This window comes from Shimia sp. Alg240-R146, from assembly GCF_947331465.1.
In the GTDB taxonomy this organism is placed as follows: Bacteria; Pseudomonadota; Alphaproteobacteria; order Rhodobacterales; family Rhodobacteraceae; genus Shimia.
In genome coordinates this window covers 1,295,284-1,322,049 of sequence record NZ_CAMZOK010000001.1, presented here as the reverse complement: position 1 = coordinate 1,322,049, position 26,766 = coordinate 1,295,284, and the positions used below count along the sequence as shown (strand labels likewise).

29 protein-coding genes are annotated in these 26,766 nt (G+C 58.5%); 12 read left to right on the top strand and 17 right to left on the bottom strand.

Annotation, left to right across the window (positions count from 1 at the left end):
- Positions 1-303 precede the first annotated feature (303 nt).
- Together PG871_RS06375 and PG871_RS06370 are read left to right on the top strand one after the other, a co-directional pair.
- Positions 304-678, top strand: coding sequence for a hypothetical protein (locus PG871_RS06375; RefSeq protein ID WP_270727364.1), 375 nt, complete (start codon positions 304-306; stop codon positions 676-678).
- Between the two features lie 122 nt (positions 679-800).
- Positions 801-1,019, top strand: a complete 219-nt coding sequence (locus PG871_RS06370; RefSeq protein WP_270727362.1) for a hypothetical protein — start codon at positions 801-803, stop codon at positions 1,017-1,019.
- Here PG871_RS06370 and PG871_RS06365 read toward each other — a convergent pair.
- Positions 1,016-1,354 (bottom strand): BrnA antitoxin family protein, encoded by a 339-nt coding sequence (locus PG871_RS06365; RefSeq protein ID WP_270727360.1) that lies wholly within the window; start codon positions 1,352-1,354, stop codon positions 1,016-1,018. The two genes, PG871_RS06370 and PG871_RS06365, sit on opposite strands and share 4 nt — an antisense overlap.
- Positions 1,355-1,466: 112 nt before the next feature.
- A complete protein-coding gene (locus PG871_RS06360) occupies positions 1,467-1,883 on the bottom strand; it encodes an acyl-CoA thioesterase (protein ID WP_270727357.1) in 417 nt (138 codons plus the stop codon).
- Positions 1,884-1,971: 88 nt separating this feature from the next.
- Between PG871_RS06360 and PG871_RS06355 the strand changes: the two genes are divergently transcribed.
- Complete coding sequence (locus PG871_RS06355; RefSeq protein ID WP_270727354.1) at positions 1,972-3,123, top strand: geranylgeranyl reductase family protein; 1,152 nt, start codon at positions 1,972-1,974, stop codon at positions 3,121-3,123.
- A 2-nt stretch (positions 3,124-3,125) separates the two neighbouring features.
- Here the strand turns inward: PG871_RS06355 and trxC are convergent, their stop codons facing one another.
- The 10 genes from trxC to PG871_RS06305 form a co-directional block, all read right to left on the bottom strand.
- A complete protein-coding gene (gene trxC / locus PG871_RS06350) occupies positions 3,126-3,557 on the bottom strand; it encodes a thioredoxin TrxC (protein WP_270727350.1) in 432 nt (143 codons plus the stop codon).
- A 126-nt stretch (positions 3,558-3,683) separates the two neighbouring features.
- Positions 3,684-4,664 (bottom strand): ABC transporter substrate-binding protein, encoded by a 981-nt coding sequence (locus PG871_RS06345; RefSeq protein ID WP_443020478.1) that lies wholly within the window; start codon positions 4,662-4,664, stop codon positions 3,684-3,686.
- 196 nt (positions 4,665-4,860) lie between these two features.
- The gene (locus PG871_RS06340) at positions 4,861-5,712 is read right to left on the bottom strand and encodes an ABC transporter permease (RefSeq protein WP_270727344.1); all 852 of its coding nucleotides are present in this window, start codon (positions 5,710-5,712) and stop codon (positions 4,861-4,863) included.
- On the bottom strand, positions 5,709-6,641 hold the full coding sequence (locus tag PG871_RS06335) for an ABC transporter permease (RefSeq protein WP_270727341.1): 933 nt from the start codon (positions 6,639-6,641) through the stop codon (positions 5,709-5,711). The genes PG871_RS06340 and PG871_RS06335 overlap by 4 nt, the downstream gene beginning before the upstream one ends.
- Positions 6,642-6,643: 2 nt before the next feature.
- Complete coding sequence (locus PG871_RS06330; RefSeq protein ID WP_270727339.1) at positions 6,644-7,123, bottom strand: hypothetical protein; 480 nt, start codon at positions 7,121-7,123, stop codon at positions 6,644-6,646.
- 25 nt (positions 7,124-7,148) lie between these two features.
- The gene (locus PG871_RS06325) at positions 7,149-7,931 is read right to left on the bottom strand and encodes an ABC transporter ATP-binding protein (protein ID WP_270727337.1); all 783 of its coding nucleotides are present in this window, start codon (positions 7,929-7,931) and stop codon (positions 7,149-7,151) included.
- An 11-nt stretch (positions 7,932-7,942) separates the two neighbouring features.
- Positions 7,943-8,380, bottom strand: coding sequence for a hypothetical protein (locus PG871_RS06320; protein ID WP_270727333.1), 438 nt, complete (start codon positions 8,378-8,380; stop codon positions 7,943-7,945).
- A 345-nt stretch (positions 8,381-8,725) separates the two neighbouring features.
- Positions 8,726-10,183 carry a dihydropyrimidinase gene (gene hydA, locus PG871_RS06315; protein WP_270727330.1) on the bottom strand — a complete coding sequence of 486 codons (1,458 nt, stop codon included), beginning with the start codon at positions 10,181-10,183 and terminating at the stop codon, positions 8,726-8,728.
- Positions 10,164-10,424, bottom strand: coding sequence for a hypothetical protein (locus tag PG871_RS06310; protein WP_270727329.1), 261 nt, complete (start codon positions 10,422-10,424; stop codon positions 10,164-10,166). The genes hydA and PG871_RS06310 overlap by 20 nt, the downstream gene beginning before the upstream one ends.
- Before the next feature lie 44 nt (positions 10,425-10,468).
- Complete coding sequence (locus PG871_RS06305) at positions 10,469-11,719, bottom strand: Zn-dependent hydrolase (RefSeq protein WP_270727326.1); 1,251 nt, start codon at positions 11,717-11,719, stop codon at positions 10,469-10,471.
- 152 nt (positions 11,720-11,871) lie between these two features.
- On the opposite strand from PG871_RS06305, the gene PG871_RS06300 reads away from it, so the two are divergent.
- Both PG871_RS06300 and PG871_RS06295 read left to right on the top strand, forming a co-directional pair.
- Entirely contained in the window at positions 11,872-12,525 is a 654-nt protein-coding gene (locus PG871_RS06300) for a TetR/AcrR family transcriptional regulator (protein ID WP_270727324.1), read from the top strand.
- 83 nt (positions 12,526-12,608) lie between these two features.
- A complete protein-coding gene (locus PG871_RS06295) occupies positions 12,609-13,226 on the top strand; it encodes a TetR family transcriptional regulator C-terminal domain-containing protein (protein WP_270727321.1) in 618 nt (205 codons plus the stop codon).
- Between the two features lie 173 nt (positions 13,227-13,399).
- Here PG871_RS06295 and preA read toward each other — a convergent pair whose 3' ends face one another.
- Together preA and PG871_RS06285 are read right to left on the bottom strand one after the other, a co-directional pair.
- Positions 13,400-14,704 carry an NAD-dependent dihydropyrimidine dehydrogenase subunit PreA gene (gene preA, locus PG871_RS06290; RefSeq protein WP_270727318.1) on the bottom strand — a complete coding sequence of 435 codons (1,305 nt, stop codon included), beginning with the start codon at positions 14,702-14,704 and terminating at the stop codon, positions 13,400-13,402.
- Positions 14,705-14,718: 14 nt separating this feature from the next.
- Positions 14,719-16,041: an NAD(P)-dependent oxidoreductase gene (locus PG871_RS06285; RefSeq protein ID WP_270727316.1), complete on the bottom strand. Its 1,323-nt coding sequence runs from the start codon at positions 16,039-16,041 to the stop codon at positions 14,719-14,721.
- 444 nt (positions 16,042-16,485) lie between these two features.
- Here PG871_RS06285 and PG871_RS06280 point away from each other — a divergent pair, with 444 nt between their 5' ends.
- Positions 16,486-16,692, top strand: coding sequence for a cold-shock protein (locus PG871_RS06280; protein ID WP_270727313.1), 207 nt, complete (start codon positions 16,486-16,488; stop codon positions 16,690-16,692).
- Between the two features lie 63 nt (positions 16,693-16,755).
- Here PG871_RS06280 and PG871_RS06275 read toward each other — a convergent pair whose 3' ends face one another.
- Both PG871_RS06275 and PG871_RS06270 read right to left on the bottom strand, forming a co-directional pair.
- Positions 16,756-17,367 carry an SOS response-associated peptidase gene (locus PG871_RS06275; protein WP_270727311.1) on the bottom strand — a complete coding sequence of 204 codons (612 nt, stop codon included), beginning with the start codon at positions 17,365-17,367 and terminating at the stop codon, positions 16,756-16,758.
- A 75-nt stretch (positions 17,368-17,442) separates the two neighbouring features.
- On the bottom strand, positions 17,443-18,045 hold the full coding sequence (locus PG871_RS06270; protein ID WP_270727308.1) for an arylesterase: 603 nt from the start codon (positions 18,043-18,045) through the stop codon (positions 17,443-17,445).
- Positions 18,046-18,129: 84 nt separating this feature from the next.
- Between PG871_RS06270 and PG871_RS06265 the strand changes: the two genes are divergently transcribed.
- Both PG871_RS06265 and PG871_RS06260 read left to right on the top strand, forming a co-directional pair.
- A complete protein-coding gene (locus PG871_RS06265; protein ID WP_270727305.1) occupies positions 18,130-18,816 on the top strand; it encodes an ABC transporter ATP-binding protein in 687 nt (228 codons plus the stop codon).
- Entirely contained in the window at positions 18,813-21,338 is a 2,526-nt protein-coding gene (locus tag PG871_RS06260) for an ABC transporter permease (protein ID WP_270727303.1), read from the top strand. Before PG871_RS06265 ends, PG871_RS06260 begins: the two co-directional genes overlap by 4 nt.
- Before the next feature lie 13 nt (positions 21,339-21,351).
- On the opposite strand, the gene PG871_RS06255 is transcribed toward PG871_RS06260, so the two are convergent.
- Positions 21,352-21,939 (bottom strand): TetR/AcrR family transcriptional regulator, encoded by a 588-nt coding sequence (locus PG871_RS06255; protein ID WP_270727301.1) that lies wholly within the window; start codon positions 21,937-21,939, stop codon positions 21,352-21,354.
- A gap of 128 nt (positions 21,940-22,067) precedes the next feature.
- Between PG871_RS06255 and PG871_RS06250 the strand changes: the two genes are divergently transcribed.
- The 4 genes from PG871_RS06250 to recJ all read left to right on the top strand — a co-directional run bounded on the left by PG871_RS06250 (position 22,068) and on the right by recJ (position 26,608).
- On the top strand, positions 22,068-22,313 hold the full coding sequence (locus tag PG871_RS06250) for a hypothetical protein (protein ID WP_270727298.1): 246 nt from the start codon (positions 22,068-22,070) through the stop codon (positions 22,311-22,313).
- Between the two features lie 82 nt (positions 22,314-22,395).
- Positions 22,396-23,694, top strand: a complete 1,299-nt coding sequence (locus PG871_RS06245; protein ID WP_270727297.1) for a homoserine dehydrogenase — start codon at positions 22,396-22,398, stop codon at positions 23,692-23,694.
- A gap of 88 nt (positions 23,695-23,782) precedes the next feature.
- Positions 23,783-24,757 (top strand): class II fructose-bisphosphatase, encoded by a 975-nt coding sequence (gene glpX, locus PG871_RS06240; protein ID WP_270727294.1) that lies wholly within the window; start codon positions 23,783-23,785, stop codon positions 24,755-24,757.
- A gap of 108 nt (positions 24,758-24,865) precedes the next feature.
- Complete coding sequence (recJ, locus tag PG871_RS06235) at positions 24,866-26,608, top strand: single-stranded-DNA-specific exonuclease RecJ (protein WP_270727292.1); 1,743 nt, start codon at positions 24,866-24,868, stop codon at positions 26,606-26,608.
- Positions 26,609-26,766 lie beyond the last annotated feature (158 nt).

Sequence of the window (26,766 nt, the reverse complement as noted above, 5' to 3'; positions counted from 1 at the left end):
TTGAGTAACAGAAAGAACACCCGCGCCCCGCCGCGGGTGTTCTTTTTTCCCCACCTCAACACTGACACCCCAAAGCCCGCAAAGCGGGCTTACGCGTCCGACCCGCCCCCGTCATGCTGAAAGCATGCCTCCGGCTTGACGGGCGCGTTCGCAGCCACCCTCGGATCGGACGCGCCAGTACGTTCTCGATAACGAACCTTTAAAAAACGGCCCCAACTCACAACTCTGCTATGTGCCTACAAGACATCTAGCCAAAACGGCCTCTGGGCCTCATCCTCTTTCCACCAACCGGAGGACCACCCTATGCGCCACCTGCTCCCTGCCCTGATCGCCGCCGTATTTATTGCCGCCATCATCGCGATTGATACCGCCAAACCGCTCGGAGCGCATCCTTGGTGGAGCCAACGTACCCTACTCCTCGGCACGCCCGTCGGATTGATCCTCGCCACACTTGCGGGCCTTAAACTCCGCTCGATGCCTCTCACCATCGCCTTCGCTCTCGCAACCGTACTCGCCTTCGCATTGGCAAAATACGGCCAAACCCAATTCGCAGCCTCATATGCCGAGGACCGTTTTGCAGGTCAGCTTTGGTACTTTGGCTGGATCGCAACCGGCGCTGCCTTTGCCGCAACCCTCACCGCCGCTGTCCAAGCCATTCTCCGCCGAAGCACCTCATAATCCGGCAACCTCCCGCCGCTCCCGCGCCTCGGCACCCTCTCGCCTCGCCAGCGCCCCATTTCCGCCCTATTTCACCGACAAGGTTAATGTGTGCAATCCAATCAAATGGCGGAGTCCCTCCAATGGCCCTGATCCTGTTCTTTGTCGGAAGTTTCCTAGGCATTATCGTCGCCGCCGTGCAGACGCTGTTTCACAACGCGACCCTGTGGCAGGCCTTTGGCACCTATTGCACCTTCTCCCTCGCGATCCCGTTCTTTGTCGGCCTTCTGGCCTATGCGCTCTCTAACCTGCGCGCGATGGACGATGAAACCGAGTCTAACTACGGCATGAACAAAGCCTAACGCCGCGCCGCGAGCGCTTTGTCCAGACGCAACTCATCCGCGATTTTCATCTGCGCCCATGTCGCCAGCAACCGGTTGACGCGCGCCTGATAGCCTTTGCCCATCGCGCGGTAAAACTTTGCCACTGACTGATCCAGATACAGGGTCACCTTCTCCTTCGGCTCCTCCACATCCAAATCAATCTCAAGCGTGTGCCACGCCTCGGGGATATCCTCCCGCAATGCCGCCGGAAGCCAACTTTCAGAATTCAGCAGCAACATATTACGCGCCAATTTGGCCTGCGCCAGCCTTTGGGTTTTGGTCAACGTTTTGGTCTGTGGTTTTGATCCGGTCATCGGCAAATCTCCTTTGCCTACGACCCTCGCAAATGGCGATTAGGACGCCCTAAACGCACCGCGCGGCGGCACCTACGCGATGCAGCCGCAATACCTACGCGATACAGACAGCCTATTCAGTGGGCCAGATCTCGTCTTCCGGCGGCACCGGACGCGGGTTTCCGTGCTCGTCAATGGCCACATAGGTGAACACCGCCTCCGTCACTTTTTCATAAACACCACGCCGGTGTCGAAACGCCCAGGCCTCGATCCGAACGCCCATAGAGCTGCGCCCAACCCGTTCAACCCACGCCCAAACGCACAGAATATTGCCAACTTTCACAGGGCGAATGAACTTCATCGCATCCACCGCCACAGTCGCCACACGCCCCTTGGCCCGTTGCCCCGCAACGATGCCCGACGCGCTGTCCATCTGGCTCAACACCCAGCCGCCAAAAATGTCACCGTTGATGTTCACATCCCGCGGCATCGCCGACACCCGCAAGGTCGCCTCGCCTTCAGGTCTTTTCTCCTCGCGCTGTTCGGTCATGCTGGCTCCCTTTCGCTAATTCCCCCCACCGTAACCCTCTGGCGTCGCGGGCGAAAGCTGGTAGAACCACGCGTAATCAGGAGAGCCCATGTCTGACTTCGACATCATCGTCATCGGCGCCGGACCTGCCGGCAGCGCTGCCGCGACTTGGGCCGCCAAACACGGTGCGCGCGTCGCTCTTGTCGACAAAGCAACTTTCCCGCGCAACAAGCTCTGTGGTGGGCTGTTTACAGAACGCAGCCGGAGCCATTATCGCGAAATCTTCGGACAGGATTTCGACCTTTCCAAATCAGTCACCCGCCACGACATCGCCTTTTGGCAAGCAGGCGCGGAACTCGCAGTCTTACGCGATATCCCCCCCCTTCATCTGACCATGCGTCTGGACCTGGATGATACGTTGTTTCGCCACGCACTAGATGCCGGTGCCGTCGACTTCTCCGGCCGCCCTATCGCGCAAATCTCTGATAACGCAGTGACTTTCAAAGACGGCAACGCCCTCTCGGCTCCTATTCTGATCGGCACAGACGGTGTAAACTCCATCGTCGCCAAACACCTTTTCGGCGCGGCATTTAATACTGAAACCATTGGCTTCGGTCTCGAAATCGAGGTGCCGGAGGCGACACAAAACCCGAATGAAAACCAACTTCGGATCGATTTTAGCGCCCTTACATGGGGCTACGGATGGTCCTTCCCGAAACAGCAATGCACCACGGTTGGTGTGGGCGGACTGCGCGCGCCCAATCCGGACATCAAAGTGCAGATGCGCCACTATATCGAAACCCTTGGGTTGGACCCCGACGCGATCAAATTCAAAGGCCACCACTTGCCGTTTGGCGACTTCCGTAAAACCCCGGGTCGCGCCAATATCGTTCTTGCCGGGGATGCGGCGGGGCTTGTGGACCCGATCACCGGCGAAGGTATCGCGTTTGCCATGAAAAGCGGCCAGATCGCTGCGCAAGCCGCATTGGATGCGTTGGCCGCTGGCGCGCCTGAAACCACGCTTGCCCGCCACAAAATGGGCCTGCGCGACATGCATAAGAACCTTCGCATTGCCCGCACTTTGCGCCGGATCATCTTTGCCCCTCGATGGCAAAGGACCTTTACCGAAACCTTCCGCAGATCAGAAACCGTTCGTGCAATGTATATGCGGCTTTTGGCGGGAGAAATGGAGTACCCGCAACTCGCACGCGCTGTAGCGGCACGCCTGCCCCGCTACGTGGCAAACGCCTTTCGACGCTGAACTCAAATCGACTTTTTGACCCATTGCACAATTGCCGACTTGGGCATAGCGCCGGATTGGCGCGCACGTTCTTTGCCATTTGAAAAAGCCGCAATTGTGGGAATTCCGCGTATCCGGTATTTTGCACCCGCATTAGGATGTGCCTCGGTGTTAAGCTTCACCAATCGTACGGCGCCCTTAAATTCTTGTGCCGCTGATTGATATTGCGGTGCCATCTGCTTGCACGGCCCGCACCAGGGCGCCCAGAAATCAACGACCAAAGGCACGTCGTCGGTACGCGCAGCTTTCTCGAATGTCGCAAGATCCACTTCGGCCACTTTGCCGCTCATCAGGCCAGTTCCGCAGGTGCCGCACTTCGGCCCTGCACCCAATTTTTCAAAAGGCACGCGATTGATCTGACCACATTCAAAACAAGTGAGTTTCTTGCCCGCCATAGCTGCCTCCACACGTCTACATTCAGCGTTTCATATATGTATTCTGGCGCGACTGTGAACCCTGTCTACGAAAAGAAAAGGCCGGACACATGGCCCGGCCTTTTCCAATTTCACCGATTTGGACAATCAGTTCAGAGCTTTGTCCGTAATCGCATGTGTCCATGCGCCTTCGGGCTTGGCTGTGATCACCGGATCAGAGCCACCAGACATCAGGCTGCTGACCGTGCGGTCATAGTCCGCAGGGTCGAGGGCGCCGTTGCTGCCCGCTGTCAGCTTGGCAATCTCTCCCATCATTCGCACCTGATGTGCTTCCGTCTGCGCGCCGGTCTCATCATACTCAAGCACAATCATAGCGGCCTCTTCAGGGTTCTCTTCTGCCCACTTCCAGCCCTTCATGGACGCGCGCACAAAGCGCACCATTTTGTCTTCAAACGCAGGGTCTGCAAGGTTGTCTTCCAGCACATAGAGACCATCTTCCAGCGTTGCCACACCCTGATCTTCGTACTTGAATGTGGTGAGGTCATCTGGCGTCAAACCGGCATCAATCACCTGCCAGTACTCGTTGTAGGTCATGGTGGACACGCAGGCCGCCTGACCGTTCAGGATGGGATCCACGTTAAAGCCCTGCTTCAGCACTTCAACGCCCGCGTCACCACCGTCGGTGCCCAATTTCAGTTGCGACATCCAGCTTAGGAACGGGAATTCGTTGCCGAAGAACCAAACACCCAGCGTTTTTCCAGCAAAGTCATCGGTGGAGGATACTCCGGCATCTTTGCGGCAAGTCAGCATCATGCCAGAGGACTTGAAAGGCTGCGCAATATTGACCATTGGCAAGCCTTTTTCGCGTGCGGCCAGAGCCGCCGGCATCCACTCAACGGTCACATCTGCACCGCCACCCGCCAACACTTGCGTCGGCGCAATATCAGGACCGCCCGGCTTGACGGTCACGTTCAGATCTTCTTCGGTGTAAAACCCGTTTTCCAGCGCCACATAGTAGCCCGCAAACTGGGCCTGTGTGACCCACTTCAATTGAAGCGTCACGTCATCAGCCGCCTGCGCCACGCTGGCAGACACGCCCAGCGCCGCCACAGTCAGAGCTTTCATCATCGTTTTCATTTTGGCTTTCTCCTTGTTGGTATTTGGCTTTTGGTTATTGATGCACCATCTCCGTGGCGCCTGTCACAAAGCAGAACCCTCTGGGATTGCTAAGAATTCATTCAAACTGGCCTTTGCCTAACTTTCCATCAATCGGGAACAGAATGGCACATCCCCTGCGCTTAGGGAAAAGGAAGTTACCTGCTCCTCATCGCGATTTTCTCTGGGACGGGTGCCAGAACGTCACCCGTTTCTCAATCCATGCAACCACCCCATAAAAGGCGCTGCCCACGAGAGCAGAAACGAAAATCTCGGCCCACACTAAGTCAATGGACAAACTGCCCACACCGGTGGATATCCGGAACCCCATGCCCCGCGTTGGTGAGCCGAAATACTCCGCCACAATCGCCCCGATCAGCGCCAACGTTGTGGCAATTTTCAGCCCATTGAAAATGAAAGGCATCGCCGCTGGAATGCGCAGCTTCAGAAGCGTCTGGAAGTACCCGGCGGCATAGGTGCGCATCAGGTCCCGCTGCATGGCATCGGTTTCGCGCAAGCCTTGCACCGTGTTCACCAGGATGGGGAAAAACACCATCACCACAACCACAGCCGCTTTGGAGTGCCAGTCAAACCCAAACCAGTTCACCAGAATGGGCGCCACACCCACAATCGGCAATGCGGCGACAAAGTTGCCAATCGGCAGCAGACCGCGTGTGAGGAAAGCGCTGCGGTCAATCAGCAATGCCACCACAAAGGCCGCGCATGCACCGATCAGGAAGCCCCGCAGTGCGCCCTTGAGCACGGTCTGTACAAAGTCCACCCATAGAAGATCCATGGATTGAGCAAAAACAACAAACACCTGGCTGGGCGGCGGCAGGATAACTTGGCTGACACCAAATCCACGCACCAGCCCTTCCCACAGCACCAAAATGGTGACCCCAAACAGCACAGGTACGGCAATGCGCACGGCTATCGTGTCGGCATACGCCGAATGCACCAGCCGCACATTTGCGGCCCATGCAAGCGCCCAAAACACCAATATTCCGATGATCCAAATCATGAGACGAACCCCATTTTCCGCAAGGTGACGCGCTGCATGATATCAATGGCCGTGACCAATATGCCCGCAAGAATGGCAGCACAGATCAGTGCGCTCCAGATTGCCAAAGGTGTGCCAAATTGATCCCCAATCAGGATGCGTGCACCCAACCCGCTGATCGCACCGGTTGGCAACTCGCCAACAATCGTGCCCACCAAGGCCGCAGCGATCCCGATTTTCAACGCCGTAAACAGGTAGGGTACGCTTGCTGGCAGGCGCAGCTTTAGAAAGCTCTGCACACCACTGGCACTGTAGGTCTTCAGCAAGTCCAGTTGCTGTTCCGAAGGAGACCGCAACCCTTTCACCATCGACACCAACACCGGGAAGAAACAGAGGTAGGCAGATATGATCGCCTTGGGAACCCCGCGCCCCTCAATGCCAACTTGATTTGATACCACAATGATCATCGGTGCCAGCGCCACGATCGGCACGGTCTGACTGATGATAGCCCATGGCATCACACTGCGGTCCATCACTCGGCTGTACACAATCGCAACAGCCCCCACGATACCCACCGTGGTTCCCAGAAAGAACCCCCAGAGGGTGGATTGCAACGTCACCCAAGCGTGAAAAATCAGCGACCTTTTCGACCAGGCCCGCCCCTTCGCCACCATGGCGCCGGTGGTCTTCCAGAACTCCTCACCCACCTGCTTCGGTGTGGGCAGCCGGGGCCGCTTCAGGTCGTACCCAACCGCGACATGCGTTTGGTTGTCCAGCATCAGCTTGAACACATTCACATCCCGGCGCACAACAGAGCCCTCCGGCATCACCACCGCGCCGCCGCGTTCGACAATATCCAGCGCCGGGCGGATGTTCATCGGCGCCACCGCCAGCCACCAAATGCCCACGATCGCGGCCAGCACGGTCAAAATAGGAAAGAGGTTTTTCATGCTCAGTCCACCACCGTCACAGGTTGAAGCAATGTCACTTTCTTTCCGGTTTTCGTGTCAGTCACTTCAAGCTGCAACCCAAAGGTGCCGGAAGGATCAACGTCGTCGAACACTATTGTGAAGTCCGCTCTGCCGGTATCCGTGAAACCGTTGATCTCCGCATTGGAGTTTTTCGAACACTTGCCTTTTTTACCGATGGGCCCTTGCCGCCCGTCCGGCGCGCGCAAGAAGGGCAGACACTTGAAGCGGCGCCCAGTGGCTTCCTTTTTGCCAACACCCAGCGCTGCAACAACGCGAACCACTTGACCGCGTTTGACTTTGACAGCTTTGGGAAAAGCTCTTGTTTCGGAATAGCCGACGTTTTTGTAAGGGTCCCCTCCCTTGTCAACACGCGCATCGAGTTTGATGACGACGTCACCAAGCGTCGCACTCACCTCGGCACGTGCCATAGGGGAGAACGCCAACACAGCCACAATCGACATTGCGAAAACTTGTATCGCCAACCTCTCAATCATCGCCGTGCCCCGCCCGCAGGCCATCGCGCACGCGATGGGCAATCTCGATGAATTCCGGACTGTCGCGAATGTCCAATGGGCGCTCTTTTGGCAGAGGGCTCTCGATCACATCTGTTATGCGCCCCGGACGCGGGCTCATGACCACGATCTTGGTCGACAGATACACCGCTTCGGGGATCGAGTGCGTCACAAAGCCAATCGTCTTATTGGTCCGCGCCCACAGGTCCAGCAATTGCTCGTTCAGGTGATCACGTACAATTTCGTCTAGCGCCCCGAATGGTTCATCCATCAGAAGGATGTCGGCATGAAACGCCAAGGCCCGTGCAATAGACGCCCGCTGTTGCATCCCACCCGACAATTGCCAAGGGAATTTGTTCTCAAACCCTTCCAGATGTACCAGATCAAGCACGTCCTTGACCGCCGCGTCCTGCGCCGCGCGGTCCATGCCCATGATCTCAAGCGGCAGGCGAATGTTGCCGCCAATCGTGCGCCACGGATAGAGCCCTGCGTGCTGGAACACATAGCCATAGGCCCGCGCCTCACGCGCCTCGCGCGCGCTCACGCCATTGACTGTGATCTCGCCCGCCGTTGGCTGTTCCAGATCCGCCATACAGCGCAAAAACGTGGTCTTGCCGCACCCCGAAGGCCCGATGAAGGAGACAAAATCCCCCTTGTTGATCTCAAGGTTGATATCCTTGAGCGCATGCACTGGCCCGTCGTTTGTCTGAAACGTCAGACTTAGGTTTTTGGCGCTGATTACAGTGTTATTTGTCATATTTTCATCATTCATTTTGCTGCTCGCTTTCGGAACCAATCCTCTATGGCGAAGTGAACCACACCGATTGCACAGCCAGGTACCGTTAGCGACAACAGCATTTTTTTCAGGCCAACGGGAGCCGTTAAATCCCCGTCAAAAAGCACTAGCCAAACTCCCGTACCGATCAGCCCTCCCATCAGCGCATAGTGCCAAATCCGATGACCACCAATTTCATTGATCATCCACCGAAGGAACGCAAAGGGAGCGACGCAGAACGTAATTGCAAAACCCCAAAAGTAGGGAACCACACGGAGGAAGTCCGCGTTCAACGAAAACGGCATTGGATCGCTAGTTTGGAGCCAAAACGTCAACCACACGGCAGCTAGGAAGGTGCTTGCCAGAAAGGCAAAAATGATACCTCCCAAAGGCGTCGCGATCGAGGGGCTGGTTGTGTCCTGACTACTCATTCCATTCCCTCAAAGTGGTTTTTTGCGGTGTCTCTGCCAGTTTGCTTTCTAAACTTTCCAAACAGAGACCTTATTTCTTCACGATCCATACCAGTGCCGGCGTACAGCTCATCGGGTTTTCGATGCGGATAGCCAATTAGACTATTGAGCACATTGTTTACCAAGGGTTCGTAGTCTGCCCGCTTTGCACCCTCTCGCTCGTAAAGAGTTTGGAGCGTCTGTTCTCGGTCAATGCCTGTTAAGGTGTGTAAGAGCCCCTCCCGCCTCGAGAAAAAGGAGCCATCAACGGCTGCAATAACGCAACGTTGGATTGCCTCTTTTTCCCGGCCTGACAGTCTCATTCGATCACACACCCGTCGCCGGAATACCCGACCGCTGCACCGGCTGCGGCGAGGTCAGCTCTTTCCACGTCGAAAGCGCGTTGTTGACCGTTGTGTTGGCCTCACGCGCCACAAACTTACCGTGGCCTTCCTGCGTGCGGATTTCGCCGTCATGCACCGCCACCTGCCCCCGTGTCAGGGTAAAGCGCGGCAGGCCTTTGACTTCATGGCCTTCAAAGACATTGTAGTCGATGGCCGACTGCTGGCTGCTCGCCGTAATCGTCTTGGATTTCTCTGGATCCCAGACCACCAAATCCGCATCCGCCCCCACAAGAACCGCGCCCTTTTTCGGGTAACAGTTCAAGATTTTGGCGATGTTGGTCGAGGTCACCGCGACAAATTCGTTGGGCGTCAAACGCCCCGTCGCCACGCCTTGGGTCCAAAGCATCGGCATACGATCCTCAAGACCGCCAGTGCCGTTCGGGATTTTGGAGAAATCGCCAACTCCAAAACGCTTCTGCTCGGTTGAGAAGGCGCAGTGATCGGTCGCCACAACGCTTAGGCTGCCGGACTGGAGACCCGCCCACAGGCTGTCCTGATGTTTCTTGTTGCGGAACGGCGGGCTCATCACACGTCGCGCGGCATGGTCCCAATCGGCGTTGAAATACTCGCTTTCGTCCAGCGTCAAATGCTGGATCAGCGGCTCACCCCAAACGCGTTTGCCTTGCATCTTGGCACGCCGGATGGCCTCATGTGCCTCTTCACAAGAGGTGTGCACCACATAAAGCGGCACGCCCGCCATATCGGCAATCATAATCGCGCGGTTGGTGGCCTCACCCTCGACCTGCGAAGGCCGGGAATAGGCATGCGCCTCCGGCCCAGTGTTGCCCTCGGCCAGCAGCTTTGCAGTCATCTCGGCAACCACATCGCCGTTCTCGGCATGCACCATCGCAATGCCGCCAAGCTCGGACAGGCGGTTGAACGATGCAAACAGCTCGTCATCATTGACCATCAACGCGCCTTTGTAGGCGAGGAAGTGCTTGAACGTGTTGATCCCGCGCTGCTTGATCACGGTTTCCATGTCGTTGAAAACCTGCTCGCCCCACCATGTCACCGCCATGTGGAAGGAGTAATCACAGTTCGCGCGGGTCGATTTGTTGTCCCAACGCTTGATCGCATCCATCAGGCTCTCGCCTTGGTTCGGCAAACAGAAATCCACCACCATCGTGGTGCCGCCCGCAAGCCCTGCCCGCGTGCCGCTCTCGAAATCATCGGTGGAATAAGTGCCCATGAACGGCATTTCGAGGTGCACATGCGGATCGATCCCACCGGGCATGACATAGCAGCCGGTTGCGTCGAGCACTTCATCGCCTTTTAGATCCTTGCCGATCTCGATGATGACCCCGCCCTCAATCAGTACATCCGCCTTGTAAGTCAGGTCCGCTGTTACGACTGTTCCGCCCTTAATCACTTTGGTCGACATCGAAATACTCCCTGTAGATTTTGCTGGCTTGGGCCAACAGTGTTTCATAGTCCCCGCGAAATGCATCCGCGTCGATTTTTTCCAGCGCCGCTTCCAGGTTCCAAAGTGCCTGAACCAGCGGCTTGTTTTTGTCATTCTCCGTCAGCAGACGCTCTGCCAACTCCTCGAGATGCGCGCCGAGAATAAGAACATCTGCGCGGCTCAGGCAAACCTCTGACTCTTCGAGAAAATCCTCTTTCAAGGCACTCTCCTCAGAACCCGCCTTGTGCCCCGACTCACTGGCGCTCACTCCACGATCTCCGCAGTTTCCAATACCGCGTGCATCAGCACATCGGCACCGGCTGCCGCCCATTCGCGCGAAATGTCTTCCGCTTCGTTATGGCTCAATCCATCGACGCAAGGGCACATCACCATCGCCGTAGGGGCCACCTGATTGATCCAGCAGGCATCATGCCCCGCGCCGGAAATCAGATTGCGGTGGCTATAGCCAAGCCGTTCCGCCGCTGAACGCACCGCGCTCACACAGGTTTCATCAAACTTCACCGGATCAAAGCCACCGACCTTTTCAAAGGAAATCGTCAGCCCCATCTGGTCCGCGATCTTCTGCCCTTCGACACGCAGCCGCGCTTCCATATCTTCGATCACGTCCAACTCAGGTGACCGGAAATCGACGGTGAACACCACCTTGCCGGGGATCACGTTGCGCGAGTTCGGGTAAACATCGATGTGACCCGCCGCGCCCACCGCATCCGGTGCATGGCTCCAGGCGATGTCATCAACTTTTTCCAAAACGCGGGCCATCCCCAGCCCGGCGTTCTTACGCATTTTCATCGGCGTTGAGCCGGTATGCGCGTCCTTGCCCTCGATTGTCACCTGCGTCCAGCTGAGCCCCTGACCGTGGGTGACCACGCCAATCTTTTTGCCTTCAGCTTCCAGAATTGGCCCCTGTTCAATGTGCAATTCAAACATCGCGTGCATCTTGCGCGCACCAACCTCTTCGTCGCCACGCCAGCCAATCCGCTTCAGCTCGTCCCCGAACTTCAGCCCTTCTGCATCTTCTCGGTCATACGCCCAGTCTTGCGTATGAATGCCCGCAAACACACCAGAGGACAGCATCGCTGGCGCATACCGCGTGCCTTCTTCGTTTGTCCAGTTGGTGACCACAATCGGGTGTTTGGTTTTGATGCCAAGGTCTTTCATTGTGCGCAGCACTTCCAGACCGCCAAGCACGCCCAGCACACCGTCATATTTGCCGCCAGTCGGCTGCGTATCCAAATGCGAACCCACATAAACCGGAAGCGCGTCAGGGTCCGTACCGGGATATTCGGCAAACATATTGCCCATCTGATCCAGCCCCATGGTGCAACCCACGGCCTCGCACCAACTCTGGAACAGCGCACGGCCTTCGCCATCTTCATCTGTGACCGTCTGGCGGTTGTTGCCGCCTGCAACGCCCGGCCCAATTTTGGCCATCTCCATCAGGCTGTCCCACAGCCGGTCCGCGTTCACCTTCAGGTTTTCTCCGGGTGCACCCATCTCATCACTCCCTATATCTGGCCCAGGCTTTCGCCTTCGCAGGCCGCCCTTGCTGTGGGGCTCTTGATCTCACGGCCATCCTGACCGTATGGTCAAGTTCAGACGACCACACCCTGACCAACCGGTCAAGATTTTTTAGCAAAGCGATTTTGATGCCAGATCAGCAATCTTCGTCCGCAAAAGCCAGCAGCAAGAAAATGCGCCGTCAGGAAGCCGAGGCGCTCATTTTGTCAGCAGCAGAAAAAGTCTTTGCCGAGGCGGGGTTTGGCGGGGCCACGATGCAGCTGATTGCCGACATGGCGGGGCTACCCAAGGCCAACTTGCATTATTATTTTCCGACCAAAGAAACTCTCTATCGCCAAGTGGTGCAAAACATCTTTCAAATCTGGCTTCAAGCCGCCGACATCTTTGATCAAGCGGATGGTCCGGCCGAAGGCATCGGCGCCTATATCGATGCCAAGATGGAAATCTCGCGCCGCCATCCAGAGGGCTCCAAGGTTTGGGCTGCCGAAGTGATGCACGGTGCGCCGGTGATCCAAGACTATTTGGAAACCACGCTGACCGAATGGACCAACGGCCGCATCGCAGTGATTGAACGCTGGATTGCAGAGGGCCGGATGGACCCGATCGATCCGCGCCATTTGCTCTATATGCTCTGGGCCACCACACAGCATTACGCGGATTTCGGCCATCAGATCGAGACATTGAACGGGGACACCGCGCTCAGCGATGCACAATGGAACGCAGCCAAATCCAGCGTAAAAAGCATCATTCTGAAAGGCATCGGCGCAAAAGACGATGTGTGATTGACGTTTCCTTGGCCTACCGATCTGGACAGAGCCCACGTGCCTGCACTAGCGTGCCAAAGACCGCCCAAAGAAGGTGAAAGATGACCGAGGCCCCTGCACGCAAACCCAGCCGCATTCAGATGCGCAATCGCAAGAAAATCATGGAGGCGGCACTGGATGTTTTCTCGCGCCACGGCTATCGCGGCGCCACGTTGGACCAGATCGCCGAGCAGTCAGGTCTCTCCAAGCCAAATATCCTGTATTATTTTGACGGCAAAGAAGACATCCACGTGCAGTTGCTCAGTCAGCTTATGGAAAGCTGGCTGGACCCGCTGGAGCATATGGATTCCGAAGGCGATCCCTTGGCGGAAATCCTAGACTATGTACGGCGCAAGATGGAAATGACCCGGGCCTTTCCGCGTGAAAGCCGCCTGTTCGCCAATGAAATTCTACAAGGCGCGCCACGCATGGGACCGCACCTCGAAAGCGGACTGAAACCGCTGTTTGATCGAAAAACGGCGGTGATCCGCAACTGGATGGCGCAGGGCAAACTTGCACAAGTTGATCCGCGACATCTGATCTTTTCGATCTGGGCGACGACACAGCACTACGCTGATTTCGACGCTCAGGTGCAAGTCCTCGTGCCCGCCGACGAAAACGTGCTGGACGGTGCCGAATCCTACATTGAAACGCTGTTCACCAAGCTTTTGTCACCCTGACCCGAGAAGGGCGCTCCCGCCATCTTTCGGCTTTCTTCGAAAGACATCAGATGTTGGGAGCCTCTCGTCAAAAGAAAAACCCGCCGCGATAAGTCCTCGCGACGGGTTGCTTTCAGGGGCGGGAGAGCCCCCTGACGCAGGCGGGGAACAAATCCTCCTGCGTAGTTTTCGACTTACTCTGCGGCCTTAGCCATCGGGTTGTTGGGATGCTGCGTCCAGTTGCCGTAGTCCGCAACAACCGGTGTATCGGTGCGTTCATCCATGTCACCCGGCTCCAACGTGCGCATCGTGATGCAGCCCTCAACGGGGCAGACGTTGACGCACAGATTACACGCCACGCATTCGTCATCTTTCACAGTGAACACGCGGTCCTCGCTCATCGCGATCGCCTGATGGCTGGTGTCTTCGCAGGCCGCGTAGCAGCGCCCACAACTGATGCAATCATCCTGATTGATCTCGGCTTTGGTGATGTGATTGAGGTTCAGATATTGCCAGTCCGTCACATTTGGCGTCGCCATGCCAACAAAATCGGCTGTGCTTTCATAGCCCTTCTCGTCCATCCACTGGCTCAGGCCTGAAATCATCTCTTGAACAATCTTAAAGCCATAGGTCATCGCGGCGGTACAAACCTGCACATTGCCCGCGCCCAACGCCATGAATTCCGCCGCATCGCGCCATGTGGTGATGCCGCCAATACCGGAAATCGGCAAACGCGCCGTCTCAGGATTGCGCGCAATCTCCGCAACCATATTCAAGGCAATCGGCTTCACAGCTGGCCCACAATAGCCGCCGTGGGTGCCTTTGCCGTCAATCATCGGTTCCGGGCTCATCGCGTCCAGATTTACGGTGGTGATCGAGTTGATTGTGTTGATCAGGCTCACCGCATCCGCGCCACCGCGCAGCGCGGCCTCGGCAGGATGCAGGATGTTGGTGATGTTCGGCGTGAGCTTCACAATCACCGGAAGGTCAGTGGCTTCTTTACACCAGCGTGCAACCATTTCGATGTACTCAGGCACCTGACCAACGGCCGATCCCATGCCTCGCTCGGCCATGCCATGTGGACAGCCAAAGTTCAGTTCAAACCCGTCACAGCCGGTTTCGGCGATCATCGGCAAGATTCGCTTCCACTCGTCTTCTTCACAGGGCACCATGACCGAGGCGATGACCGCGTGATCCGGGTAATCCCTTTTCACCCGCGCCATTTCCTCAAGGTTCACCTCAAGCGGACGGTCAGTGATCAGCTCAATGTTGTTGAGCCCCAAAAGCCGCCGGTCTGCGCCATGGATCGCGCCATACCTTGGACCATTCACATTCACCACTGGCGGGCCTTCGGCCCCCAGCGTTTTCCACACAACACCGCCCCAGCCTGCTTCAAAGGCGCGGCGTACGTTATATTCCTTGTCCGTCGGCGGCGCGGATGCCAGCCAGAACGGGTTGGGGGATTTGATCCCTACGAAATCACTTTGAAGATTGGCCATTCGCTTATCTCCTCCTACGCCGACAATTGGGCGTTGATGTCTTCAGCCGCATCACGGCCCTCGGCCACGGCTGTCACAGTCAGGTCATCGCCGCCCGTGGCGCAATCGCCCCCGGCCCAGATGCCTTCAACTGACGTGCGTCCGGTGCCATCCACAGCGATCTTTCCACGCTCCAGATCCGGCAAACCCGCGCCTTCCAGCGTTTGACCAATCGCCTTGAACACTTGATCTGCTGGCAACCGCACGGTTTGGCCCGTCGGGTTCAAATTGTCGTCAGTGTATCCAAACTCGATCTCGCGCACCGACCCATTGCCGATCACCGCTTTGGGCGAGGCATTGGTGATGATCCGCACCCCTTTGGAGGCTGCCAGGTCTTGCTCAAACTCCGACGCGTTCATGCGGTCTTTGCCACGGCGATAGACCAGTGACACATTCAGCGCGCCCAGCAGTTTGGCTTGCACAGCCGCATCCACCGCGGTCATTCCGCCGCCGATCACAACCACGTCGCGACCAATCGGCAACGTACCAAGCTCTTTGGCCTGACGCAGGTCCGCGATGAAATCGACCGCGTCATCAACGCCGCCCTTGTCTTCGCCATCCACTCCCAGCGCGTTTACCCCGCCAAGGCCAATGCCAAGGAACACCGCGTCAAATTCGCCCTGCAAAGCTTCAAGCGACAGCCCGTCGCCAAGCGCCTTGCCCGTTTCAACCGTGATGCCGCCGATCTTGAGCAGCCATTCGACTTCCCGCTCCGCAAAGCGGTCGACCGATTTATAGGCCGCGATGCCAAATTCGTTCAGTCCGCCTGCTTTGGCTCGTGCGTCATATACGGTCACGTCATGACCGTATCCCGCCAACCGGTGCGCCGCTGACAAGCCAGCAGGACCCGCGCCGACCACGGCAATCTTTTTGCCTGTCGCCTCAGCGCGTTCAAACGGGTGCTCCCCAGTTTCAACCAACACGTCAGTGGCGAAACGCTGCAACCGGCCAATCTCAACCGGTTTGCCTTCTGCGACCTCACGCACACAGACTTCTTCGCAAAGCGTTTCCGTCGGACAAACCCGCGCGCACATACCACCCAGAATGTTCTGGCTGAAGATTGTCTTGGCCGCCGCTTCCGGCGTGCCTGTCGAAATCTGGCGGATGAACAACGGAATATCGATGTCCGTCGGACAAGCCGTCATACAGGGCGCGTCGTGGCAGAAATAACAACGATCCGCGGCGACCAACGCCTCATGATCGTCAAGACGGGGATGCAAGTCCCCAAAGTTCTCGGCAAGTTCCGCAGGCTTCAAACGTCCCGACTGGATACCTTCGCTGAACGGTGTGTTGGACATGATACCTCCCCATACACCTTGTTTGGCTATTGACCTCAGGCTGACACAGGTCTTTTGACCAATCAATAAAAATTTTTACCGCACGGTCAAAAGATTTCGTGTGACGAAAAAATCAGCGCCTTCCAGAGCACCTGCCAGTACATTGTGCATCTCGAAAACGAAGTTGATAACCTCTAAAAAACCTGCTATTTTTGACAGCTTCAAAAATCCATCAAGGCGGGTTGGGCACTGAAATCGCATGACAAAACCATGAAATCTGCAGTTTTTTGGCCTGTTATCTGCCCCGACGTCACAAAGACTCTTGCTTTATTCAAATCCTTTGGTCTGATGGGGCCTGCGAAGTTTCTATTATCGACCATCTGCTCCTAAACGGCTCAGTCTCTCGATCAAGATACGCGCCGAGGCGTCGCATGTCGCGGACTGCCAAAAGTAAGGAGAACGACGATGGCAACTGGCACCGTCAAATGGTTCAACACCACCAAAGGCTACGGCTTTATTGCACCTGATGATGGCGGCAAAGATGTGTTTGTGCACATCTCCGCTGTGGAACGCTCCGGCCTCACCGGCCTTGCGGACAACCAGAAAGTCAGCTTCGAGTTGCAGGAAGGCCGCGATGGCCGTCAGAACGCGACCGATCTGTCGCTGATGTAAACAAATTTATTGTACCTGATTTCGAAAGGCGGCCTGTGGGTCGCCTTTTCTGTGTGTGGCACCCTAAAGCGCGGTCCAATCCACATCCGTGGCCTCTTCTATTGTCAAAAGTCCATCCGGCCAGGGCGCCATTAGCGGTGCCACGTCTTCGGCGCTTCCTGACAACCACAGCCCGACATCCTCACGTTGCAGCAAAACACCCATGCGGTGATGAATAGGGGTCACGTCTTTGTTTGGTGCACATGTCACCGTGGCGACCTGCGCCACGTCACGCCCGCCTGGTGCTACCCACACATCCGTGATGGCCGCGAAGATCAGCGGGTCCGCCCCAAAAATCCGCCACGCCGTCTTGCGCCGCTTCTCTCCGGTCCATTCATACCAACCATCCACTACAACCACCGCCCGGCCCACACCGTCAAACGCCGACTTGTCAAACACGGTTTCCGAGCGGGCGTTTACGATGGTCTCCATCACCGGTCGCCCTCGGGCATTTTTTCGCCCCACCGGAATGATGCCCCAACGCATGTGCGCAAAGCCCGCAACTGTCAGGCAGATGATCTCTTGACCGGGTGCGATATTGCGCCGGGGCGGCTCTTGCGCCACAGATGCCGCGTCCGTGCCGATCCAGTCAGCAATGTCAGTCATAGGTGTGGTGAGATAGAAACGACCGGGCATGAGCAAAACCTACCGTGCAGGAGGCATCTTGCAAAGACGTGCCTTAGGAGGCCCAATTGTCGCGCAATGTCGCCCCTATTCGACGTTTCCCGCCAATGTCTGCACGTATGGCCCCAAGACCTCTACAATCCGCGCCACGCCGTCTTTGTTGGGATGAATGCCATCCGGCTGCATAACGGTGACCAACTGGTTTGTGGGCACATCCCGCAGGCCCTCAAAGAAATCCGGCGCGAGCGTCACGTCAAATTCTGCGGCAAGCGTGCCGTACATGCTGTCAAACGCGGTCTTATATTCGGCGCCAAAATTGTTCGGGGCGGTCATGCCAACCAGCAGAACATCAACATCTGCGGTCGCAGCTGCCCGAAGAATTCCCGCAAGATTGGCCTTGCTAAGCCCCGGATCAATCCCGCGCAGCACATCGTTGCCGCCAAGCGCCACGATCATCGCATCCACATCCGGCCCCAAGGTCCAGCCAACACGGGCCAAGCCGCCTTGCGTTGTGTCACCGGACACGCCGGCGTTCTGCACCACAACCTCAACACCCGCGTCTTGCAGCCACGCCGACAACTGCGGCACAAACCCGTCGCCTTGGGGCAAACCGTATCCATGGGTCAGACTGTCGCCCAATGCGGCGATCACCACCGGCTCCGCCAAAACGGGCGCGCTGCCCAAGCTCATTAAAATGCCTACCGCCAATGCCTTGTTCCGGCCCCCGACAAGCCCATATAGAGATGAAAGATTTTTCAACAGGCAGCCCCCATAATGACATCCGTTCTTTCTCTCAAAGATGCCACTTTGGCGCTCGATAGCAATGCCGGACGGGTGGAAATCCTCAACGGGATCACGCTGGACGTTCACAAAGGCGAGACTTTGGCACTGGTTGGCCCTTCGGGTTCCGGGAAATCCTCGCTCTTGATGTTGATGGGCGGGCTGGAACGCGCAACCTCTGGTGCCATCACCGCACTTGATCAAAACCTGTCGCAAATGTCCGAAGATGCTTTGGCAAAATTCCGACGCGAACACATGGGTGTCGTCTTTCAGAACTTTCACCTGATCCCGACAATGACCGCACTGGAAAACGTCGCAACCCCACTGGAACTCGCCGGGCGCAAAGACGCGATGGAGCGCGCCCGGGTTGAACTGGACGCCGTTGGCCTTTCGCATCGTGCCGATCACTACCCAAGCCAGCTTTCCGGCGGCGAGCAACAGCGAGTTGCTTTGGCCCGCGCCTGTGCGCCGTCACCTCAGATCCTGTTGGCAGACGAGCCCACGGGCAACCTCGATCAAACCACCGGCGAGGTTATCATGGACCTGCTGTTTGATCTGCACGCAAAACGCGGGACTACATTGGTTCTTGTGACCCACTCAAACGACCTCGCCAACCGCTGCGCCCGCACAGTGCGCTTGCGTGACGGCGTGATCGCGCCTCAGGCTGAGGCCGCTCAATGAGCCTCGCCACCGCCGCCCGACTTGCCCGTCGCGAAATCCGGGGCGGCCTGCGGGGCTTCACTGTGTTTTTGGCATGTCTCGCACTGGGCGTGGCCACCATTGCCGCCATCGGGTCGGTGCGCGCGGCCATCGAAACCGGTCTTGCCAACGAGGGTGCTGCGCTTCTTGGCGGCGATGCAGAGATGAGCTTCACCTACCGACGCGCCACCGACGTCGAACTGGCGTGGATGGGCGACAATGCGCAAGACAGCTCAGAGATCATCGATTTTCGATCGATGGTTGTGGTGCCGCGTGGCGACGACGCCGAGCGCGCCCTCACCCAGGTCAAAGCCGTCGACAGCGCCTACCCTCTGATTGGCTCCGTCGCTTTGCAACCGGACATCCCTCTCGCGGGCGCGCTCGCAGGCAACAACGGTCTGCCGGGGGCGGTTATGCAGGGCCTGCTGGTGGATCGGCTTGGCCTGTCGCTTGGCGACACCTTCAAACTAGGCGCACAAGAATTTGTCCTGACCGCCCGCCTGATGCGCGAACCAGACAGCTCCGGTGGCTTCGGCCTCGCGCCTAGGACGATTGTGACCATTGACGGGCTCAGCGACTCTGGCCTTCTCGCGCCCGGCACGCTCTTTGAAAGCCGCTATCGCCTTGTTTTGCCATCATCAACCGACCTCGCAACCCTCAGCACGGATGCCACCGAAAAGTTCGAGAGCACGGGCCTGCGCTGGCGTGACAGCCGCAACGGCGCGCCGGGGCTCAGCCAATTTGTCGACCGCTTCGGCGCGTTTTTGATCCTTGTCGGGTTGGCTGGGCTGGCTGTAGGTGGCGTCGGTGTGTCCACGGCCATCCGCGCATTTCTCGCCCGCAAAACCGAAACCATCGCCACACTGCGCAGCCTCGGGGCCACGCGCCAAGTGATCTTCGCGACATACTTTTTGCAAATCGGCATGGTCGCTGCCGTCGGCATCGCCCTCGGGCTTCTGATCGGGGCGCTAGCCCCAATTCTGCTCGCGCCTCTGATCCTGTCGGTCCTGCCGTTTCCGGCCGAATTCACCCTCTATCCCCTGCCCCTAGCGGAGGCTGCGCTTTATGGGGCGCTCACCGCTGCAATCTTCACCCTGTGGCCGCTTGCCCGCCTCGAAGACGTGCGGCCTACCCAACTTTTCCGCGACGCTATGGCAGCGCGCGCGTCTCTTCCCGCGCCTCGATATCTGATCGCTGTGGGCGTGCTCTTTACGGCCTTGCTTCTCGCGGCCTCGCTGCTGTCGGGATCAACGCGGCTCACTCTGTGGTTTGCCGCTGGTGTTGTTGCGGCGATGGTCTTTCTCAGCCTCGCAGCCCTCGGTTTGCGCGCCCTTGTGCGTGCGCTCGCGCCGCGCCTGCGCACCCAACCTGCGCTGGCATGGGCGCTTGCTGCAATCGGCCGCGCCAGCGAAGCTGCAACACCCGTGGTTCTGTCTCTCGGCCTCGGCCTGTCGGTCTTGGCCACTGTCGGACAGGTGGACGGCAACCTGCGCAACGCCATCGCACGCGACCTTCCTGATGTGGCGCCATCGTTTTTCTTTGTCGATATCCAACGCGATCAAATGCCGGATTTCTCCGCGCGCCTCGCTGCCAATTCCGAAGTCACAAAAGTCGAAAGCGCCCCGATGTTGCGCGGGGTGATCACCCGCATCAACGGCCAACCGGCGCGCGAGGTGGCTGGCGATCATTGGGTGATCGAGGGCGATCGCGGCGTGACCTATTCTTCTGGCGTGCCGGAACACACCAAGATCACAGCTGGCACATGGTGGCCTGATGACTACACCGGCGACCCACAAATCAGTTTCGCCGCCGAAGAGGCTGAGGAAATGGGCGTCGCGCTTGGCGACACCATGACCGTCAACGTTCTGGGCCGCGACATCACCGCCACTGTCACCAGCTTCCGCGAAGTGGACTTCTCAACCGCCGGTATGGGCTTCATCATTGCGATGAACCCATCCGCGCTTGCTGGGGCGCCACACAGCTTCATCGCCACAGTCTATTCTTCAGCCCAATCTGAGGCCGCAATCCTGCGCGAGCTGTCCAGCACTTTCCCGAATATCACCGCCATCCATATCCGCGAGGCCGTGGGCCGCGTCTCCGATCTGGTGGCCCAGCTTGCCAACGCCACAACCTACGGAGCGGCGGCGATTTTGCTGACCGGTCTTTTGGTCATCATTGGCGCGGCCGCAGCGGGCCAGCAAGGGCGCACTTATGAGGCCGCGATACTCAAAACTCTGGGTGCCACACGCTATCAAATTCTGCGCAGTTTTGCGCTTCGCGCCGCGCTGTTGGGCGTTGCGGCAGGGGTTGTTGCGCTGGCGGTTGGTGTCACTGGTGGCTGGGCTGTGATGACATTTGTCATGGAAAGTGAGTTTGAAGTGATTTGGCCCAACGCGCTTGTCGTGGTCGGCACCGGACTTCTCGCCAACCTGATCGCAGGTCTGGTGTTTTCCCTGCCCAGCCTCGCCGCACGCCCCGCGCGCATCCTACGCGCACGCGACTGAGAGACATGTCAGGTCAGGCGCCCACGGATTTGCGCACCATGTCCCAGTAAATCTGCTCGACTTGTGCAAGCGACAACCGGCCGCCCTCGCGAAACCACGTGTTGACCCCGGTCAACATGGCAATCACCGCCATCGTCGCCAGCTTGGAATCCGCCACTTGAAACACACCCTCAGCGACACCTTCGCGCAGGATCTCTTCCAGTTGATCTTCATAAGCGCGACGCAACTCTTCGATCTTCTGGAAGTTCTCGTCGCTCAGATTGCGAAGCTCCATGTACGCGATGAAAACTTCCTCGGGTCGCTCCGAGTGAAACCGGATGTGAAATCGCGTGAACGTCTCAAGCGCTTGCAGTGGAGACTGCTCGGCGGGCAAATCGGCCCGCGACGCCAGCAACTCACTCATATGCGCGTTCATCAAATCAAACAGAAGGCTCTGCTTGTCTGGCGTATAGTTATAAAGGGCCCCGGCCTGCACACCCACTTCCCGCGCGATCTGACGCATCGAAACCGCAGCAAATCCGTGTTGCGCAAAAAGCGCCAACGCCGCCGCCCGCACGCGCGGGCCTGTAATGTCGGAATGGGAACCTGTTGTACGTGCCATTCTCCTTAGTTAACTGAACAGATGTTCTTTTAAAACCCCTTCCGCCGCACCTCCCGCAGGCTTCCCTCTATTGTCGCGCCCCAAGGCATGCGCCATAGTGTGAAAAATCCAAGTCGCAGCAGGCCCAAATGCCCCGTTTTCCCACCCGCCCCTTAATCTTGTCTCTGACATGCGCAACTTTGTTTGGCTGCGGTCAGTTTCCGGATGTGGTCGGCGAGGTGGATGACGACATCCTCAAGTCGCCTTATCCGCAGATCCTGCCAAACACCGAAGCGCTGGTGGCGGAAACACCGCGATTGCATTCCGGAAGTGACGAAGCGCTCGATGCCCGCGAACGCCGCCTGCGCAGACGCGCCCAGAACTTACTGGAATAGATCCGCTGAGCGCGTTGCACCGCCTCGCTGAACCAGCTAAACGGCACATAAACCAGACCAGTTTTGCAAGGAGACTCCGCCGATGACCACTTCCCCGCGCCCGCCATTGCGTCTTGGGATCGCCGGGCTTGGCACCGTTGGTGTCGGCGTTGTTAAAATCGTCCGCCAAAAGGCTGACCTGCTCGCCCGCCGCACCGGTCGTCCGATTGTGATCTCCGCAGTCTCTGCTCGCTCGCGCGACAAGGATCGTGGCGTCGCGCTGACCGGCTACGCTTGGGAAAACGATCCCGTAGCACTGGCCAAACGCGACGACGTCGATGTCTTTGTTGAACTGATGGGGGGCGATGATGGCCCCGCTAAGGACGCCATTGAGGCCGCTATCGCGCTTGGCAAAGACGTGGTCACCGCCAACAAGGCGCTTTTGGCACACCATGGTCAGGCCCTCGCGGAAGCTGCCGAGGCGAAAAACGCCGTGATCCGGTTCGAAGCGGCCGTCGCCGGTGGTATTCCTGTGATCAAGTCCCTGACCGAAGGGCTGGCCGGCAACGAAATCAGCCGCGTGATGGGGGTCATGAACGGCACCTGCAACTACATCCTGACCCGGATGCAGGACGCAGGCCTGCCCTATGACGAAGTTTTTGCAGAAGCCGACGCGCTTGGCTATCTGGAAGCCGATCCAAATCTGGACGTTGGCGGTATCGACGCGGGCCACAAACTCTCCCTGCTGTCTGCCATCGCCTTTGGCAGCCGTGTGGACTTTGACGGTGTCGCGCTTGAGGGCATTCAGCGTATTTCGATTGAAGACATCAACCAGGCTGCGGAACTGGGTTACAAAATCAAACTTCTGGGTGTCACCCAAATGACCGGGCGCGGCCTTGAGCAACGCATGTCGCCCTGCCTCGTGCCAGCCGACAGCCCACTCGGCCAATTGCAAGGCGGCACCAACATGGTCGTGATCGAAGGCGACGCGGTTGAACAAGTTGTGCTGCGCGGCCCCGGTGCCGGCGAGGGTCCCACGGCCAGTGCCGTTATGGGCGACGTCTGCGACATCGCGCGCGGCTTCCGCCTGTCGACCTTTGGCGTGCCCGCGACCGATCTCGTCGTCGCCAAAAGCGCACAATCCAACTCGCCCGCACCCTATTATCTGCGCCTTGCGCTTGAAGACAAACCCGGCGCGATGGCCAAAATCGCCACCGCCCTCGGCGACAACGGCATCAGCATCGACCGCATGCGTCAGACACGTCACGATGATGCTCATGCGCCAGTTCTGATCGTCACCCACAAGACGCAACGCAGCGCTCTGGATCAAGCCATCGAGGCAATGCGTGTTTCGGGTGTCGTGGCGTCTGATCCCGTTGCCCTGCGTATTGAAACCGTTTGATTTACAAGGCCTGCAAGCCCCTTCGGGCTTGTGAGCCAGCCCCCCCTGCGCTATTCGAGCCGCAGGATCAGCACATAAGGATTTTTCCATGTCTCAAAAGCCGGAATTTCACGATCGTATGCTGTCGCTCGGCCTCGCGCGGGTCGCCGAACAAGCCGCAATCGCCTCCGCCGCTCTGATCGGCAACGGCGACGAAAAAGCCGCCGACCAAGCTGCTGTGAACGCCATGCGCGAACAGCTCAACCTGCTCGACATCGCAGGCGTTGTGGTGATCGGTGAAGGCGAGCGCGACGAAGCCCCTATGCTGTTCATCGGCGAAGAAGTAGGCACCGGCAACGGCCCCGGCGTGGACATTGCACTCGACCCGCTGGAAGGCACCACGCTGACCGCCAAAGACATGCCCAACGCACTGACAGTGATTGCCATGGGTCCACGCGGCTCGATGCTGCACGCGCCTGACACCTATATGGACAAGCTGGCCATCGGTCCGGGCTACCCCAAAGACGTCGTGTCGCTGGAAATGTCGCCGCGTGAACGCGTCGAAGCGCTGGCAGCCGCCAAAGGCTGCGCGACCTCCGACATCACGCTGTGTATTCTCGAACGCCCCCGCCACGAGGCGATGATTGCCGAAGTGCGTGCCACCGGCGCTTCTATCCGTCTGATCACCGACGGCGACGTCGCTGGCGTCATGCACTGTGCCGAGGCCGAAGAAACCGGCATCGACATGTACATGGGCCAGGGCGGCGCACCAGAAGGTGTTCTTGCCGCAGCGGCTTTGAAATGCATGGGCGGCCAAATGTGGGGCCGCCTGTTGTTCCGCAACGATGACGAACGCGGCCGCGCCGCCAAGGCGGGCATCACTGATCTCGACCGCATCTACGCGCGCGACGAGATGGTGACACAGGACGTTATCTTTGCCGCAACCGGCGTGACCGGCGGCTCGCTGTTGCCTGCGATCAAACGCACACCCGGCTGGATCGAAACCGAAACGCTGCTGATGCGGTCCAAATCCGGCTCCGTGCGGCGCATGACCTATCGCGCGCCAGTCGATCAAACGTCCTGATCGCGACTTGATTACAGCGCCGGAAACGGCTCTGATACACAGGGCTGCGACGCCCCGACATCGGCCCGCCTCTTTTGGCGGGCCTTTGCATACCAAGAAGGCCACACAATGAGCGATTTTCTGGATGTCTCCGAAAGCCTGACAGGGCGGCGGTGGGTGGGCCCGGCGGTTGAAACCACCCGCGCGGCCGAGCAGATCGCGCAAGACACAAACTTGCCGCCTGCATTGTGTGCGGTGCTGGCGCGCCGGGGTATCACCCCGCAAGAGGCGCCGAGTTTCCTGGACCCCAAGCTGGTGGACCTGCTGCCCGATCCGCATTCGATCAAGGATATGGACACCGCCGCCGCACGGTTCTTGCAAGCCGTGAAGTCCAAACAGCGCATTGCCGTGTTCGCCGATTATGACGTGGACGGCGGTACATCTGCTGCGCTCCTGATCACATGGCTGCGCGCCATGAACCTGACAGCGACGCTCTATGTGCCGGACCGCATCGACGAAGGCTACGGTCCCAACGAGGCCGCCATGGCTGCGCTGGCCAAGGATCACGACCTGATCATCTGCGTGGATTGCGGAACGCTGTCACACGGACCGATTGCCGCGGCCAAAGGCGCCGACGTTGTGGTGCTTGACCACCACTTGGGTGGTGAAACCTTGCCGGACTGCGTCGCAGTGGTGAACCCCAACCGTCAGGACGAAAGCGGCGACCTTGCGCATCTTTGCGCCGCCTCGGTGGTGTTTTTGATGTTGGTAGAGGCCAACCGCCAAATGCGCAGCGACGGCGCGCAAGGCCCTGACTTGATGTCGATGCTCGATCTCGTCGCACTTGGCACGGTGGCCGATGTGGCGCCGCTGATTGGCGTGAACCGCGCTCTGGTGCGGCAAGGCCTCAAGGTGATGGCCTTACGCAACCGCCCCGGGGTTGTGGCACTTTCTGACGTCAGCCGCATGGACAGCGCGCCCAACACTTACCACCTCGGCTTTCTGCTCGGCCCGCGTGTGAATGCCGGTGGCCGCATTGGCAAGGCTGACCTTGGTGCGCGACTGCTCTCCACCGACGATGAACAAGAGGCCCGCGCCATTGCCGACCAACTTGATCACCTCAACACCGAACGCCGCGACATCGAGGCTGCCGTGCGCGCCGCCGCATTGGCGCAGGCCGAAGAACGCGGGCTGGACGCGCCGCTGGTCTGGGCCGCAGGCGAAGGCTGGCATCCCGGCGTGGTGGGCATCGTGGCATCCCGCCTCAAAGAAAACACCAACCGCCCTGCCATTGTCATCGGCCTGGATGGCGACGAAGGCAAAGGCTCCGGTCGGTCCATTTCCGGCGTGGACCTCGGAGCCTCCATCCAGAAACTCGCCGCCGAAGGTTTGCTGCTCAAAGGCGGTGGTCACAAGATGGCGGCCGGTCTCACAGTAGCGCGGGATCAACTGGAACCCGCGATGGCACGGCTTTCCGAGCTGTTGGCCAAACAAGGCGCAGCTGACGCGGGTCCGGCTGATCTGAAACTCGACGGGCTTCTTATGCCCGGCGCGGCGACGGTGGATCTTATTCAGGACATCGAGAAGGCCGGCCCCTTTGGTGTAGGCGCTCCGGCGCCGCGGTTTGCCTTTCCGGATGTTGAAATCCGCTTTGCCAAGCGCGTGGGCGACAGCCATCTCAAAATCTCATTTGGCGACGGGTTTGGCACGCGCCTCGACGCAATCTCTTTTGGCGCCTTTGATACGGAACTGGGCACGACCCTCGAATCACACGGCGGCGCGCGCTTTCACCTCGCTGGGCGGCTGGAGATCAACACTTGGGGCGGCCGCCAGAGCGTGCAACTCCGGCTCGAGGACGCCGCCCGCGCCTGATTTGGGGGCAAATTCTTCTTAATGGCCCCAAATACCCTGGGGGAATCGCGGCGCTGCCGCGATGGGGGCAAAGCCCCCCGACCGGGGCGACCGAAAAATCACACTGCGGGTAATATTTGCACTTGCGCAGGTCTCAACCATTCACTAGATACGCCTCA